Here is a 13,230-nt window from a genome sequence, read left to right on the forward strand (position 1 = left end):
ATCCGTTCGGTAGATCGAGTCGACGTTCCGCAGCGCAGTTGCCGCCGGCGCCGAAAAGGTTGCCGCCCCGGGCCAGCCTGCTGACAGGCCGACCCGGGGCTCGATGGGTCGTGGGGTCAGGACGGGTCGCCGTACTGCAGACCGCGTCCGTTCGTGCCGATGTAGACGCGGGCGTAGGTGTCGGGGTCGCCAGTGATGACGCCGACGGCGCCGATGGCGCCCCACTGGTGGGCCTTGTCGTTGACGCGGAGCCAGGTGACGCCCTTGTCGGTGGAGCGGAAGACTCCGGTGGCGTCCTTGACGGTGCCGATCAGGTACAGGGCCTGGTAGCCCGTGCCCGGCTTTGCCTTGCCGAAGCCGAGGGCGGAGGAGGACTGCACGGACTTGAGCGTGGCGAAGTTCCGGCCGCCGTCGGTGGAGTGCAACAGTCCCTTGTCGCTGCCGGCGATCCACAGGTCCCCGGCGATGCCGGGCACGGTCGTGAGGCGGCCGGTGGGCAGGTTGCCGGCGCGGGCGGTGAAGGTCGCGCCGCCGTCGGTGCTGGCGTAGAGCGTGCCGCCGGACAGTGAGTAGAAGGTCCTGGCCGAGGAGCGGTCGGCGATGACCACGGCGCCGGTGCCCAGACCGCTCACCTTCGACCAGCTCGCCCCCTTGTCGGTCGAGCGGTACGGGGCCTGACCCTCCTCGGTCCAGACGATGGCGGAGCCGTCCGCCGAGAGCGCGACCTGGCCGCTGTCGGCACTGCCCACCGGCTCCGACTTGAAGCCCTTCCAACTGCTGCCGCCGTCGGTGGAGTAGGCGCCGTCCTGCTCGGCGCCACGGCCGACGCGGACCATCACCGAGGGCTTGGACTGGGCGAAGTCGATGTCGGTGCTGGTGACCATCATCGGGTTCTTGAGCCGCCCGGCGGGCACCTTGGCCAGGGAGCCGGAGGAGCCGTAGCGGAAACCTCCCAGGTCACCCATGGAGGAGATGACGGTGGCACCCCCGGGCGGGGCGATCGCGTCCAGCACCGCGGTCTCCTCAAGACCTCGGGCCCCCACGGTCCAGTGACTGGTGCCGCCGCTGTCGGAGGCGTTGGCATCCTTGCTGCGCCAGATGCCGCTGCCGGTGCCGTACAGCACGTGCCCGGAGTTGAAGGGGTCGATGGCCAGGGCGGTCATCCAGTGCCCGGTGTCGGTACCGACGTAAGGAGCGCCGGAGGCGTTCCGCTTCGACTTGTCGGCCAGCGCCTTCCAGTGCGCGCCGCCGTCGGTGCTCCGGTAGATCTCGTCGTCAGGCCACCAGCGGTCGAGGGTGGTCACCATCACCGTGGACGGCTTCCGCGGGTCGACGGCCAGACCGGAGAACCCGTAACCGCCCTGGGACGGCGAGACGTTCTTCCACGCCCCGCTGGCCGGCGTGTACTTCCACACCGAGCCCGCGGTGACGCCATTGGGTCCGACGACATCGGTGTACGTCAGGTACAGCGAGCCGTTACCGGAGAGCACTCCGTGCTGTGGCATCTGGCCGGTGGGCTGCCCGGGGACGGCCTGCCAGGTGCTGCCGCCGTCGGTGGAGCGGTACAGGGAGGCGGACTTGTCGGCGACGCCGACGTAGATCGTCTTGCTGTTCTTCGGGTCGTACGTCACGAAGGAGATGCCCACGCCGCTGCTCGCCCCGTCCTTCACGGGGAACGAGGCGACCTGACGCCATGTCACGCCGCGGTCGGTGCTGCGCCACAGGCCGTTCTTGCGGGTGCCCAGCAGCAGGGTGCCGTTGTCCTTGGGGTTGATCGCCAGCCGTTCGCCCGCCCCGCGGCCGTCCTCGTTGGCGCCCAGCTTGAAGGGCAGAGGGGTGCGCTTGAAGGTGCGGCCCCGGTTCGTGGAGCGCAGAAGCGCGCCGTTGCCGGCCCACTCGTTGGTGTAGGTCCCCGCCGCGAGGTAGAGCCGCTCGGGGTCGACAGGGTCGGTGGCCACCGAGTCGATGCCCAGCAGGTTCCAGTCCTTCTCGCCTAGCCAATCGGTCAGCGGGATCCACTGCTCGGCCGCCACGTCCCAGCGGTAGGCGCCGCCCATGTCGGTGCGGGCGTACAGCAGGCCCTTCTCCCGCGGGTTGAACACCAGCCCGGTGACGTAACCGCCGCCCACCACCTGGGCGTTCTTCCACCTGTACGGTCCGGACCCGGCCGCCTGGGGCTGGGCCGACTTCACCAGCTTCCGCTGCTGGATACGGGTGCCGTCGGCGGTGGAGGAGCCGTTGCCGTCGATCACCTTGCCACTGCGCACGGAAGTCAGCTGGTTGTCGGCGCTGCCGTCGGCCGTCGCGGCCGGCGTGTCCTCCTGCGCGAACACGAGTGACGGCACGACGATGGCGGGCACGCCGACCAACAGAACGGTCGCGATCCAGCGGCGGCGGTACCGCCCGCGGCGCACGCGGTGCGTGAGGTTGTCCATGGGGGATGTGCTCCTTGCATGTCATTGACCGGAGGAAGGCGGATCCGGGCAACTGAGTGGCCTGATCCGCTCCCTAGTGGTCGCAGGCACTGCAAAGGGTTGCCGCGGCTTCGGATCTTTCAGGGATCACGCCAGGGCGGCGAGGATCTCGTCGGCGGTCCGTCGGCCCGAGCGGACGGCTCCCTCCATGTAGCCGCTCCATTCGGTGGCGTACTCCGCGCCGGCCCAGTGGATCCGTCCGACGGGCTCGCGCAGGATCGGTCCGTAGTTCGTCCAGACCCCGGGCCCGAAACCGGCGCCGTAGCAGCCGCGGGTGAACTCCTCGGCGCTCCAGTCCTTCTCGACGTACGAGGTGGGTGTGGCTGCCTCGCGCCCGAAGTAGCGCACGAAGCAGTCGATGACGCCGCTGCGGCGTTCGTTGTCGGGAAGACGCTGCCAGCTGCGGGCCTCACCCGCCTCGACGAAGCCGATCAGGATGCCCACCTCCGCCCCCGGAGGGGAGACGTCGAAGGTGACCTTGACCGGGCCGAGGTCGGACAACGCCTGGCCGTTGAGTCCCTGCTCGCGCCAGAACGGCTTCGGGTACGCCGCGAAGCACTTCACCACCGTTCCGGCCGGCACGCGCTGGGTGAGCTGGTCGCGGCCGGGTGGAAGGATCGGGTCGTAGTCGAGTCGCCCGGCGAGGGTCGGAGGCAGGGTGACCAGGACGTGTCGTGCCGTGTGCGCGGCACCATCGCGGGTGATGGCGGTGGCACGCTCGCTGGTCTGGACGATGCGAGCCACCGGCGACCCGAACCGTACGTCCTGGCCTTCGGCGAGGCGCTGTGAGACCAGCACCGATCCACCGACGACGCGGTCTTTCTGGGCACCCTGGTCGGTGGAGGCGAGAGTCTCGAGATCGCCGTTGCTGATCGTGTAGAAGAGCGTGTGCAGCAGGGAGAGGTCGGAGGAGTCGGCCGAGTAGAGCGCCTCGGCCAGCGCGCGGAAGTAGGAACGCCCGATCGCTGTCCTCAGGTTGCGGCGGATCCACGACTCGAAGGTCTGTCCGTCCAGCAGCGTGGCCTTCGGATGAGCCCACGGACGCTCGACGTCGACGCTGCGGGCAAGCCTTTCGTAGCGGGCCTGGCCTTGGGCGAGGTCGGCCAGGACGATCGGGTTGAGCTTGGGCGTCGCGCCCTTCTGCGGGCCGAGCCGGGACTGCTTGCCGCCTAGGTCGAGGAGCAGCTCACCGGCGTCGTTCCAGGTCGGGAACGTCTCCAGGCCCAGCTCGTCGACGAGCCGGTACATCTCGGTGTGCCCCTCGCCGATCCAGGTGCCACCGAGCTCGATCGGATGCCCTTCGAGGACTGCGCCCTCGGTGCGACCGCCGACCCGGTCCCTGGCCTCCAGCACCACCACGGACCTGCCGGCACCGGCGAGCTTGTCGGCCGCGCTCAGGCCGGCCAGACCGGCTCCCACCACGACCACGTCGACATCGGGCATCGCGGGAACCTCCGTTCGGGTCGTACGGCTGAAATCACGGTACGACGTTCTCGGTGTGGCTGCGGCTGGATCGTTGCGCCTGACCGTCTTTGCCGACATTTGGTGACAGGGTTTGGCCATGAGCGAGGACGCGGTCGAAGAGGAGACGAAGAGGCTGCGAGCCCTCGGCGTACGTGTTCGGCAGGGGGCTCGGGACCTGCTCCCGACCACTTCGTTGACGCTGCACGGGGGAGAGGTCGCGGTGGCTGTCGGCCCTCCCGGAGGTGGGCACACGTCGTTGGCGTTGGCGCTGGCCGGGCGGCTCCGGCTGGATGCGGGCAGGGTGGAATTGGACAGGGACGCGTCGCCTCGGGTCCTGCAGGCCGCGGTGGCGCTGGTCGACGTGCCGGGTGTCTCCGAGCCGGACGAGGTGGTGCCGTTCCGCACGATCCTCGGTGAGGAGCTCGCGATGGCGAAGCAGAAGCCGAGTGCCGCGGCCATCGACCGCTGGCTGGGAGAGTACGACCTCGCGACCGGCATCACCACGGAGGCGGTCCCGCCGGTGCCGCGCCTGGAGATCCTCGCGCGGATGGCGCTGCTGCGGCCAGGCACCCGCTTCCTCGTGCTCACCTACCCCGAACGCCTCGGCCTGCCGGTCGCACGGTGGCTGGACATCGCGAACGACCTCGCCGGTTCCGAGAGCCGGCCCGGGGTGCTGGTCACCGCGAGTCGTGCGGTCGCGATCCCCGCCGGCGTGCGTACGTTCACCATCGGTCCGACGGAGGAAGCATGAACTCGCTGCGTATCGCCCTGACCGAGCTGCGCCGGATCACGGCCGGACGGCTGGCGAAGCTCGTCATCGTGGCGCTCGTCCTCGTCCCCACGCTCTACGCCGGGCTCTACCTCTACGCCAACCACGATCCGTACGCCCACTTCGACGAGCTCCCGGCGGCGCTCATCGTGGAGGACGCCGGGGCCACCACGACCGACGGCACGAAGATCGACGCCGGGCGCGACGTCGCCGACAAGCTCCTGAAGTCGGGCGACTTCGACTGGTCGGAGGTCTCCGCCGCGACGGCGGAGAAGGACATCCGGGAGGGCGACTACTACTTCGCCCTGCGGATCCCGGAGGGGTTCTCCCGGACGCTGGCCGGCGCGGAGCGGCTCGACCCGAAGCAGGCGCAGATCCAGGTCATCACCAACGACGCCAACTCCTACCTGTCCACCACGATCGCGACCAACGTCACCGACAAGGTCCGCGACGCCATCGCCAGTGAGGTCTCCGAGCAGGCCGCGGCCAACTTCCTGCTCGGCATCTCCGACCTCCGCTCGGGGCTGGTGAAGGCCGCCGACGGTGCCGCGAAGCTGGAGAAGGGCGCGGGCACGCTCCGCGACGGAGCCGGCAAGCTGGCCACCGGCGCGGGCGACCTCGAGAACGGCCTGAACACCATCGAGGGAAAGGTCACCGACCTGCCCACCAAGACGCGTGAGCTCGCCACCGGCGCCCGCAAGGTCGCCGACGCCAACGGCGAGATCGCCGCCACCGGGCAGCGGGCCGCGACCGCCGTCGACGACGCCGTCGCGGCCTATGAATCGAATCGGGACGACCTCGACGCCCGACTCGAGGCGCAGGGGCTGGATGAGCAGCAGCGAGCCGAGGTGCTGGCCATCTACGACCGCGGCTCCGCCCCTCTCGACCGTGTCGACCAGCGCGTCGGCGATGTCTCCGGCCAGCTCGACCAGCTCGCCACCGGTGCGAACCAGGTGGCCGACGGCAACGAGCAGCTGGCTTCCGCGATGCCCGATCTCGTCGCCGGGATCTCTTCGGCTGCCGACGGAGCCGGCGAGCTCAGTACCGGCGCGACCAAGCTGCGTGACGGTGCCGCCCAGCTCGCCACCGGTGCCGGTGACCTGGAGAAGGGGCTGCGGGACGGCGCCGCACACGCACCCGCCACCAACGAGGAGCTGCGCGACCGGATCGCCTCGACGATCGCCGACCCGGTCGCCATCGACTCGGTCTCCGAGGCGAAGGCGTCCTCGTACGGCGCCGGGCTGGCGCCCTTCTTCCTCGCGCTGGGCGCATGGATCGGTGGGTACGTCCTCTTCCTGCTCGTCCGGCCGATCTCGACCCGAGCGCTGGCCGCGAACCAGACCCCGCTCCGGGTGGCTCTCGGAGGCTGGCTCACCCCGGCGCTCATCGGCGTCGCGCAGATGGTCGTCGTGCTCGTGGTCGTCGGTCTCGCCGTCGACATCACCCCGGTCAACTGGCTCGGCACGTTGGGATTCCTGCTGCTCACCTCCGCGACCTTCATCGCGATCGTGCACATGCTCAACGCGCTCCTCGGAGCGCCCGGCCAGTTCCTCGGCCTGGTCCTGATGGTCGTCCAGCTCGTCACCGCCGGCGGCACGTTCCCCTGGCAGACCATTCCCGAGCCGCTGCACTGGCTCCACCACATCCTGCCGATGAGCTACGCCGTCGACGGGCTGCGCCAGCTGATGTACGGCGGGCTCTCTGGACGTGTCGTCGCCGACGCCCTCGTCCTGGCCGCCTTCCTCGTCGGCGCGCTGCTGTTGACCAGCTACGGCGCCCGTCGGCAACGGGTCTGGACGCCCAAGCGCGTACGTCCGGAGATCGCTCTGTGACGAACGGGTTGCTGGCGGCGATGTCGCGGCGTCCGAGGCAAGTCATTCCAATATTCCTTGGAATGACGTAATGTCAATCCATGGGCATCTCCGTCATCCCGGTGGTCGATGAAGGTCTGGGCAACTCCGCCTACCTGGTGGATCTGTCCGACGGACGGGCGCTCGTGGTGGATCCGAGCCGTGACCTGCGCACGATTCGAGCCGAAGCGGACCGTCGCAGCCTGCAGATCGCGTACGCCGCCGACACCCATCTGCACGCCGACTTCCTCAGCGGGGCGGTGCAGCTGGCGGCCGACGCCGGGGCGAGCGTCCTCGCGTCGCGGGCCGGTGGGCGGGAGTTCCCGCACCGTGGCCTCTCCGACGGCGACGAGGTCGACCTCGGCGGATTGAGGTTGCGGGCACTGGCCACCCCGGGCCACACCCACGAGCACATCGCCTTCGAGCTGCTCGATGACCACCGGGTCGTCGGCGTGTTCACCGGTGGCTCTCTGATCGTGGGCTCGGCCGCACGTACCGACCTCGTCTCGCCGGAGCGGACCGAGGAGCTCGCCCGCGCTCAGTACAGGTCGCTCCGGCGACTGGCCGAGCTCGACGACGACGTTGCGGTATGGCCCACTCACGGCGCCGGTTCGTTCTGCTCGGCACCCCCAGGCGCCGAGCGTACGTCGACCATCGGCGCCGAACGGGCCACCAACTCCCTGCTCCGGGCGGAGTCCGAGGACGCCTTCGTCCAACAGCTGCTCGACTCGCTCGGCAGCTTCCCGCCGTACTTCCTGACCCTCGGCGAGATCAACCGCCGTGGACCCGACCTCGTCGCGGGCGACTCGCTGCCCGGCTTGTCGCCCGGCGCGGTCGCTCGGCTGCGGGAGACCGGCGCCGAGATCGTCGATGTCCGTTCGGTCCATGACTTCGCTGCGGCCCATCTGCCGGGTTCGGTGTCGATCCCGCTGCGACCGGCGTTTGCGACCTGGCTCGGATGGCTCCTGCCTGCGGCCAAGCCGGTGGTCATCGTCCGCGACGCCGACCAGGACCCGGCCGAGATCCTCTGGCAGGCCCGCAAGATCGGCCATGACCACCTGATCGGTGAGCTCGAGGGCGGCATCGGCGCCTGGGTGCAGGGCGGGCGCCCGACCGGTTCCATCCCGCTCGTCAACGCTCGCCACATCGGAAGCGCGAGCGTGCTCGACGTCCGGCAGACCAGCGAGTTCGCTGCCGGTCACATCCCTGGCGCTGCGCACGTCGAGCTCGGCGACCTACCGGGCAAGGCGGCGTACAGCGCCCACGACGGCCCGACCGTCGTGATGTGCGGCCACGGCGAACGCGCCATGGGTGCCGCCAGTCTCCTGGCCCGGGCGGGCCAGCAGGACGTCGCCGTTCTCGTCGGCGGCCCGGGCGACTGGGCCGACGCAACCGGTCACCGTCTCGAGGCGGGATCGTGAACCAGGCCGGCGCACAGGGCCCCCGCGCCCGGCCTCGCCTCGGGTTGCGGGCCAACGCCGCCCAGTTCACGCTCCTGGTTGCGATCAACGCACTGGTCGGCGGCATGGTCGGTCAACAACAGACAGTGTTGCCACTGCTCGCCGAACGCGAGTTCGGGCTGAGCGGATACACCTTCATCTTCACGTACGTGATCGCTTTCGGGATCGCGAAGGCGGCCGCGAACTACTTCGCGGGCGCCTGGTCTGACCGGTACGGCCGCAAGCCGGTGCTGATCGCCGGATGGCTGGTCGCGATACCGGTGCCCCTGATGCTGATCTGGGCTCCCAGCTGGGGTTGGGTCGTGGTCGCCAACGTGCTGCTGGGCATCAACCAGGGTCTGACGTGGTCGACCACGGTGATCATGAAGATCGACCTCGTCGGCTCCCGGCAACGAGGCCTCGCGATGGGACTCAACGAGGCCGCCGGCTACGGAGCGGTAGCTCTCACATCAATCGCCGCCGGTTACCTGGCAGCGCATCACGGCCTTCGCCCGGCGCCCTTCCTGCTCGGCCTGTCCTACACCGCGCTCGCACTCGGGCTCTCGGTCATCGCCGTCAAGGAGACCCGGGGCCATGCGTACGCGGAAGCCGCCGGTCACGTTCCGCGATCCGACGGACTTCACGACCATCTCCACGGCGGGCTCAGCAACCGAGAGGTCTTCGTGCAGACCAGCTTCCGGGAGAGGGCGCTGTCCTCGGCGAGCCAGGCCGGACTGGTCAACAACCTCAACTTCGGACTCTCCTGGGGACTCTTTCCCCTTCTCTTCGCAACGTCGGGCCTGCCCGTAGGCCAGATCGGAGTGCTGTTCGCGCTCTATCCAGCGGTCTGGGGCTTCGGCCAGCTGCTCACCGGAGCGTTGTCGGACCGATGGGGCCGCAAACATCTGATCAGCATCGGCATGTTCACCCAGGCGACTGCCCTTGCGGTGATCGCCTCCGCCGACACGTTCGCTCCCTGGGCGGCGGGCACCATGCTCCTCGGCGCCGGCACCGCGATGGTCTACCCGACGCTCCTCGCCGTGATCGGAGACGTCGCACACCCGGCGTGGCGTGGACGAGCCGTGGGCATCTACCGGGTCTGGCGTGACCTCGGCTATGCGGTCGGCGCACTCATGGGTGGCGTGGTCGCGGACCGGTGGAGCCTGAGTGCTGCCGTCTGGGCCGCTGCTGCCGTCAGCGCGCTCTCCGCCCTCCTCGTCGCCCTCCGGATGTACGAGACCCATCCCCGCAGTGCGCCAATCTCCGGTTCCGGCGCCGATGACCGTGAAGGAGCCTCCCGTGGGTGACCGCACCGCCAAGAACGCCCTGTTCGCCGAGTTCGCCGCAGTCGGCAAGGCTCTGGCCAGCCCCGGGCGCCTCGAGCTCCTCGACCTGCTCGCCCAAGGGCCCCGCAGCGTCGAGGCCCTCGCCGACGCCGCCGACCTCGCCATCAGCACCTGCTCGGCCCATCTGCAGACCCTGCGCGAAGCGGGGCTCGTCGAGACCCGCCGTGACGGCAGACGGATCTACTACTCCCTCGTCGGCGACGACGTCGCGAGCCTGTGGGACGACCTCAGGCGCGTCGCCCTGCGCCACCGTCCCCACACCGAACGCGCCCGCGCCGCCTACCTGGGGCCCGAGGACGCCGAAGCCGTCACCACCGAGACGCTCCTCGCCCGCATCACCGATGGAGAGGTCGTCATCCTCGACGTCAGGCCAGAGCCCGAGTACACCGGGGGCCACCTCCCGGGCGCCCTCCACATCCCGGTCGAAGAGCTCGCCGCCCGCCTCTCCGAGCTCCCGGCCGACCGCGAGATCGTCGCCTACTGCCGTGGCCGGTACTGCGTGCTCGCGCACGACGCCGTACGCCTTCTCTCCCAGCGAGGCTTCCGGGCCAGCCGCGCCGTCGACGGAGCACTGGAGTGGCGCATCGCAGGTCTCCTGGAACGCGACGGCGCGGCCTGAGGCCGGCTATCGGAGCTTCTGTACGCCTCGGTCACCGTGCTCGCGCGAGCACGGTGACTACCTCTGCATGCAAACAGCATACAGTTGACAACAGACAAATGATGTCTGATGATTCACGGACTCCATGAAAGAGTTAAGGGGCCGACGATCTATGCACATCACGGGCTATCGCACGCTGACGACGGTGCACGACTGGGGACGTCCCATCGGCGACGTCAACGGCGTCGTCGGTTCGGGCAAGACGGCGGTCCCGATCGTCGTGCTCACCACCGACTCGGGACTGGAGGGCATCGGCCTGGGCCATCACCAGGGCCTCGACGTCGTCTTCCCGGCCCTGGAGGGCGAAGACCCCCTCGCCGTGCAGGCGCTCTATGACCGGATGCTGTCGTGGGTCTTCAAGTCCGGGCACGCCGGCGCGGTGTTCGGGGCGATCGGCGCACTCGACATGGCGCTGTGGGACCTCAAGGCCAAGGCCGCAGGCCAGCCGTTGTGGCGCCTGCTCGGCGGGCGCGACCGGGTCGTGCCGGCGTACGCCTCCGGCTTGGACGGGCCGCTGACCGACGAGGAGCTGGCCGCGCTCCAGGAACGGTTCGCCGACCGTGGCTTCACGGCCGTCAAGATCAAGGGCGGTCTGGATGTCGAAGCCGACCTGCGGCGCCTCCACCTCGTGAGCGACGTCTTCCACGACCGGACGGGCGCCGCGCCCGCGCTGATGCTCGACGCCAACGAGTCCTGGTCTCGCAAGGAGGCCGTACGCCACATCGGCCGCCTCGAGGAGTCGGTCGACCTCGCCTGGGTCGAGGAGCCGGTGCGCCGGTGGGACGTCGACGGCCTGACTCGCGTCTCCCAGTCGGTGCGTGCGGCCGTCGCGACCGGGGAGAACCTCACCGGACTCGAGCAGTTCCGGCCGCTGCTGCAGGCCAACGCGGTCGACGTCGTGCAGACCGGCAGCGTCTGGGGGATCAGCCACTTCCTGCGCGTGTCCGCCCTGGCACTGGCGTTCGACCTGCCGGTGAGCCCGGTGGGCTACAACGCCAATCCGATCGCCCACGCGGCCACGGTCGTTCCCAACCATCTCTCGCTGGAGGTGCAGGATCTGCAGCTGCCCTTCGGCATCGAGTCCGACCAGGAGATCGAGGACGGGCACCTGGTGCTCGGCGACCTCCCCGGTCTCGGCCTGGTCGTCGACGAGGCGGCGATCGAGCGCATGAACGAGGCCGCCGACTGGGGTCGCCACATCGGCCCCCACGTACGCCCGGAGCGGGCCGGTCGCCGGCTCGTGCGCAAGCCGTCCCTCCACCCACGCTCCCAGGGCCCCTCCGCACGCTGACCCGCTACACCCACGAAAGGACCAGCCAGATGACGTCCCCGACCATGCAGACCCGCGGTTGTGCCGTGGTGACCGGAGCGGGCGGCTCGCTCGGCCGCGCCAGCGCCGTACGCCTGGGGAAGGAGGGCTTCTCGCTCGCCCTGCTCGACCTGGCCGGGGACGCACTGACCACCACGGCCGCCGAGGTCGAGGCGACGGGAGCCCGGCAGGCCACCCTGTCGGTGGACGTACGCGACGCTGATGCCGTGGTCGCCGCCCTGAAGGAGGCCGACCGCGAGCTGGGCCCCCTCGAGGTGCTGCTCAACAACGCCGCGATCTATCCAGCCACTCCGTTCCTGGACATCCCGGTCAGCGAGTACGACGACGTGGTCGCGGTCAACCAGCGGGCCTACTTCGTCGCCGCCCAGGCCGCGGCCCGACTGATGGCGCCGCGGAGGAGCGGCTCGATCGTCAACATCGGCTCCATCACCTTCTCCGGCGGCTGGGACAAGCTCGCCAGCTATGTCTCGACCAAGGGAGCCGCGGTGGCGCTGACCCGTGCGCTCGCGCGCGAGCTCGGCCCGCAGGGCATCCGCGTGAACGCGGTCGCCCCCGGTGCCTTCCCGACCAAGGCCGAGGAGATCCACGAGGATCCCGAGGCCTACACGGCCCACGTGCTGGACCACCAGTCCCTCAAACGGCGCGGCCGGCCCGCCGAGCTGGCGGCCGTGGTCGCCTTCCTGGTCGGGCCCGACGCGTCCTTCATGACCGGGCAGACCCTAAACGTCGACGGCGGATGGAACATGCAATGAGCGAACCCGACAACAAGCTCGACATCTTCGGACACCGACTCGCCCCACGCGCGCTGCGCGAGCGCACCGGCGACACCGAGTCCGTCGCGGGAGTGCGCCAGGTCGTCCTCGACAACGGCTCCGAGCGTGGCGTACGGGCGGTGCAGCTGCGCACCTCGGCCGGGCTCGAGCTCGAGGTGCTGGTCGACCGGGCGCTCGACCTCGGCGCGGCCAGGCTGCGGGGCGTGCCCTTCGGGTGGCGCAGCGGCAACGGCTTCCGCCATCCGGGCCTGCACGAGCACCACGACGAGGGCGGCCTGTCCTGGCTGCGCGCTCTCGACGGCCTGCTGGTCTCCGGCGGCCTCGACCACACCCTCTTCGGCGGTGACGTCGACGCGACGGCGTACAACTATCCGCCCAAGCAGACGGTCAACCACGGCCTGCACGGCCGGCTCACCGCGATCCCGGGGCGTCTGCTCGAGGCCGGCGAGGTGTGGGACGGCGACCGTTGCGTGCTGCGGGTGCGTGGCGAGGTCGTCCAGGCGACGTCCTTCGGTGAGCACCTGCGCCTGACCCGCACGATCGAGGTCGACTTCGACGGGCTCGAGATCCGCCTCCACGACATCGTCGACAACCTCGGCTTCGACCCGACGCCGCACATGTTCCTCTACCACCTCAACTTCGGCTGGCCCCTGGTCGACGCGGGCACCGAGTTCGTCGCGGCGATCAGCGAGACCCCGTGGCGCTCCGACTCGGTCGCAGAGCAGGGTGTCTCCTATCGCACCCTCCCCGAGCCGCAGCTGCGGTTCGTCGAGCAGGTCCACGAGCACACCCTCGTCGCCGAGGGCGACGGCCGGCACCGGGTCGCACTGCTCCGCGGCGACGAGACCCTCGGCGTGGAGGTGTCCTGGGACTCCGCCACGATGCCGCACTTCTTCGAGTGGCAGAACCTCCGCAGCGGCCAGTACGCCATCGGGCTGGAGCCGTCGACGCATGCGGTCGCCGGCGACGCCGCCGCCCGTGCGGACGGGTCGATGACCTGGCTCGAGCACGGCGACTCGCGCAGCTACTCCACGACGATCCGCGTGCTCGACGGCGCGGAGGACGTCCGGGCGTCCCGCGCCGCGATCCGCGCGCTCGGCGACCAGCCCGACTGACCGGCCCACCAT

Annotated in this window: 10 protein-coding genes; 8 read left to right on the plus strand and 2 right to left on the minus strand. The window is 70.2% G+C overall.

Annotated features, from left to right (window positions below):
• Window positions 1-116: 116 nt before the first annotated feature.
• Together ABTW65_RS07965 and ABTW65_RS07970 are read right to left on the minus strand one after the other, a co-directional pair.
• Window positions 117-2,435: a carbohydrate-binding protein gene (locus ABTW65_RS07965; protein ID WP_350659445.1), complete on the minus strand. Its 2,319-nt coding sequence runs from the start codon at window positions 2,433-2,435 to the stop codon at window positions 117-119.
• Window positions 2,436-2,561: 126 nt separating this feature from the next.
• Window positions 2,562-3,917 carry a flavin monoamine oxidase family protein gene (locus ABTW65_RS07970; protein WP_350659446.1) on the minus strand — a complete coding sequence of 452 codons (1,356 nt, stop codon included), beginning with the start codon at window positions 3,915-3,917 and terminating at the stop codon, window positions 2,562-2,564.
• Window positions 3,918-4,035: 118 nt separating this feature from the next.
• Here ABTW65_RS07970 and ABTW65_RS07975 point away from each other — a divergent pair, with 118 nt between their 5' ends.
• From ABTW65_RS07975 to ABTW65_RS08010, 8 genes are all read left to right on the plus strand, one after another.
• Entirely contained in the window at window positions 4,036-4,689 is a 654-nt protein-coding gene (locus ABTW65_RS07975; RefSeq protein WP_350659448.1) for an ATP-binding cassette domain-containing protein, read from the plus strand.
• Window positions 4,686-6,539: a YhgE/Pip family protein gene (locus tag ABTW65_RS07980; RefSeq protein WP_350659449.1), complete on the plus strand. Its 1,854-nt coding sequence runs from the start codon at window positions 4,686-4,688 to the stop codon at window positions 6,537-6,539. The genes ABTW65_RS07975 and ABTW65_RS07980 overlap by 4 nt, the downstream gene beginning before the upstream one ends.
• Before the next feature lie 80 nt (window positions 6,540-6,619).
• Window positions 6,620-7,978, plus strand: a complete 1,359-nt coding sequence (locus ABTW65_RS07985; RefSeq protein ID WP_350659450.1) for an MBL fold metallo-hydrolase — start codon at window positions 6,620-6,622, stop codon at window positions 7,976-7,978.
• Window positions 7,975-9,303, plus strand: coding sequence for an MFS transporter (locus ABTW65_RS07990; protein WP_350659451.1), 1,329 nt, complete (start codon window positions 7,975-7,977; stop codon window positions 9,301-9,303). Before ABTW65_RS07985 ends, ABTW65_RS07990 begins: the two co-directional genes overlap by 4 nt.
• A complete protein-coding gene (locus ABTW65_RS07995) occupies window positions 9,296-9,961 on the plus strand; it encodes an ArsR/SmtB family transcription factor (RefSeq protein WP_350659454.1) in 666 nt (221 codons plus the stop codon). Before ABTW65_RS07990 ends, ABTW65_RS07995 begins: the two co-directional genes overlap by 8 nt.
• 151 nt (window positions 9,962-10,112) lie before the next feature.
• Window positions 10,113-11,291 carry a mandelate racemase/muconate lactonizing enzyme family protein gene (locus ABTW65_RS08000; RefSeq protein WP_350659455.1) on the plus strand — a complete coding sequence of 393 codons (1,179 nt, stop codon included), beginning with the start codon at window positions 10,113-10,115 and terminating at the stop codon, window positions 11,289-11,291.
• A gap of 29 nt (window positions 11,292-11,320) precedes the next feature.
• Complete coding sequence (locus ABTW65_RS08005; protein ID WP_350659456.1) at window positions 11,321-12,082, plus strand: SDR family NAD(P)-dependent oxidoreductase; 762 nt, start codon at window positions 11,321-11,323, stop codon at window positions 12,080-12,082.
• Window positions 12,079-13,218, plus strand: coding sequence for an aldose 1-epimerase family protein (locus tag ABTW65_RS08010; protein ID WP_350659457.1), 1,140 nt, complete (start codon window positions 12,079-12,081; stop codon window positions 13,216-13,218). Before ABTW65_RS08005 ends, ABTW65_RS08010 begins: the two co-directional genes overlap by 4 nt.
• Window positions 13,219-13,230: the final 12 nt, after the last annotated feature.

The organism is Nocardioides sp. NPDC127503, assembly GCF_040302165.1.
Taxonomy (GTDB): domain Bacteria; phylum Actinomycetota; class Actinomycetes; order Propionibacteriales; family Nocardioidaceae; genus Nocardioides.

What these genes read in the sequence shown, in the direction of transcription:
- ABTW65_RS08000 (WP_350659455.1), top strand. Translation starts at nt 10,113, where the DNA reads ATGCACATCACGGGCTATCGCACGCTGACGACGGTGCACGACTGGGGA.
- ABTW65_RS07985 (WP_350659450.1), top strand. Translation starts at nt 6,620, where the DNA reads ATGGGCATCTCCGTCATCCCGGTGGTCGATGAAGGTCTGGGCAACTCC.
- ABTW65_RS07975 (WP_350659448.1), top strand. Translation starts at nt 4,036, where the DNA reads ATGAGCGAGGACGCGGTCGAAGAGGAGACGAAGAGGCTGCGAGCCCTC.
- ABTW65_RS08005 (WP_350659456.1), top strand. Translation starts at nt 11,321, where the DNA reads ATGACGTCCCCGACCATGCAGACCCGCGGTTGTGCCGTGGTGACCGGA.
- ABTW65_RS07965 (WP_350659445.1), bottom strand. Translation starts at nt 2,435, where the DNA reads ATGGACAACCTCACGCACCGCGTGCGCCGCGGGCGGTACCGCCGCCGC.
- ABTW65_RS07970 (WP_350659446.1), bottom strand. Translation starts at nt 3,917, where the DNA reads ATGCCCGATGTCGACGTGGTCGTGGTGGGAGCCGGTCTGGCCGGCCTG.
- ABTW65_RS08010 (WP_350659457.1), top strand. Translation starts at nt 12,079, where the DNA reads ATGAGCGAACCCGACAACAAGCTCGACATCTTCGGACACCGACTCGCC.
- ABTW65_RS07980 (WP_350659449.1), top strand. Translation starts at nt 4,686, where the DNA reads ATGAACTCGCTGCGTATCGCCCTGACCGAGCTGCGCCGGATCACGGCC.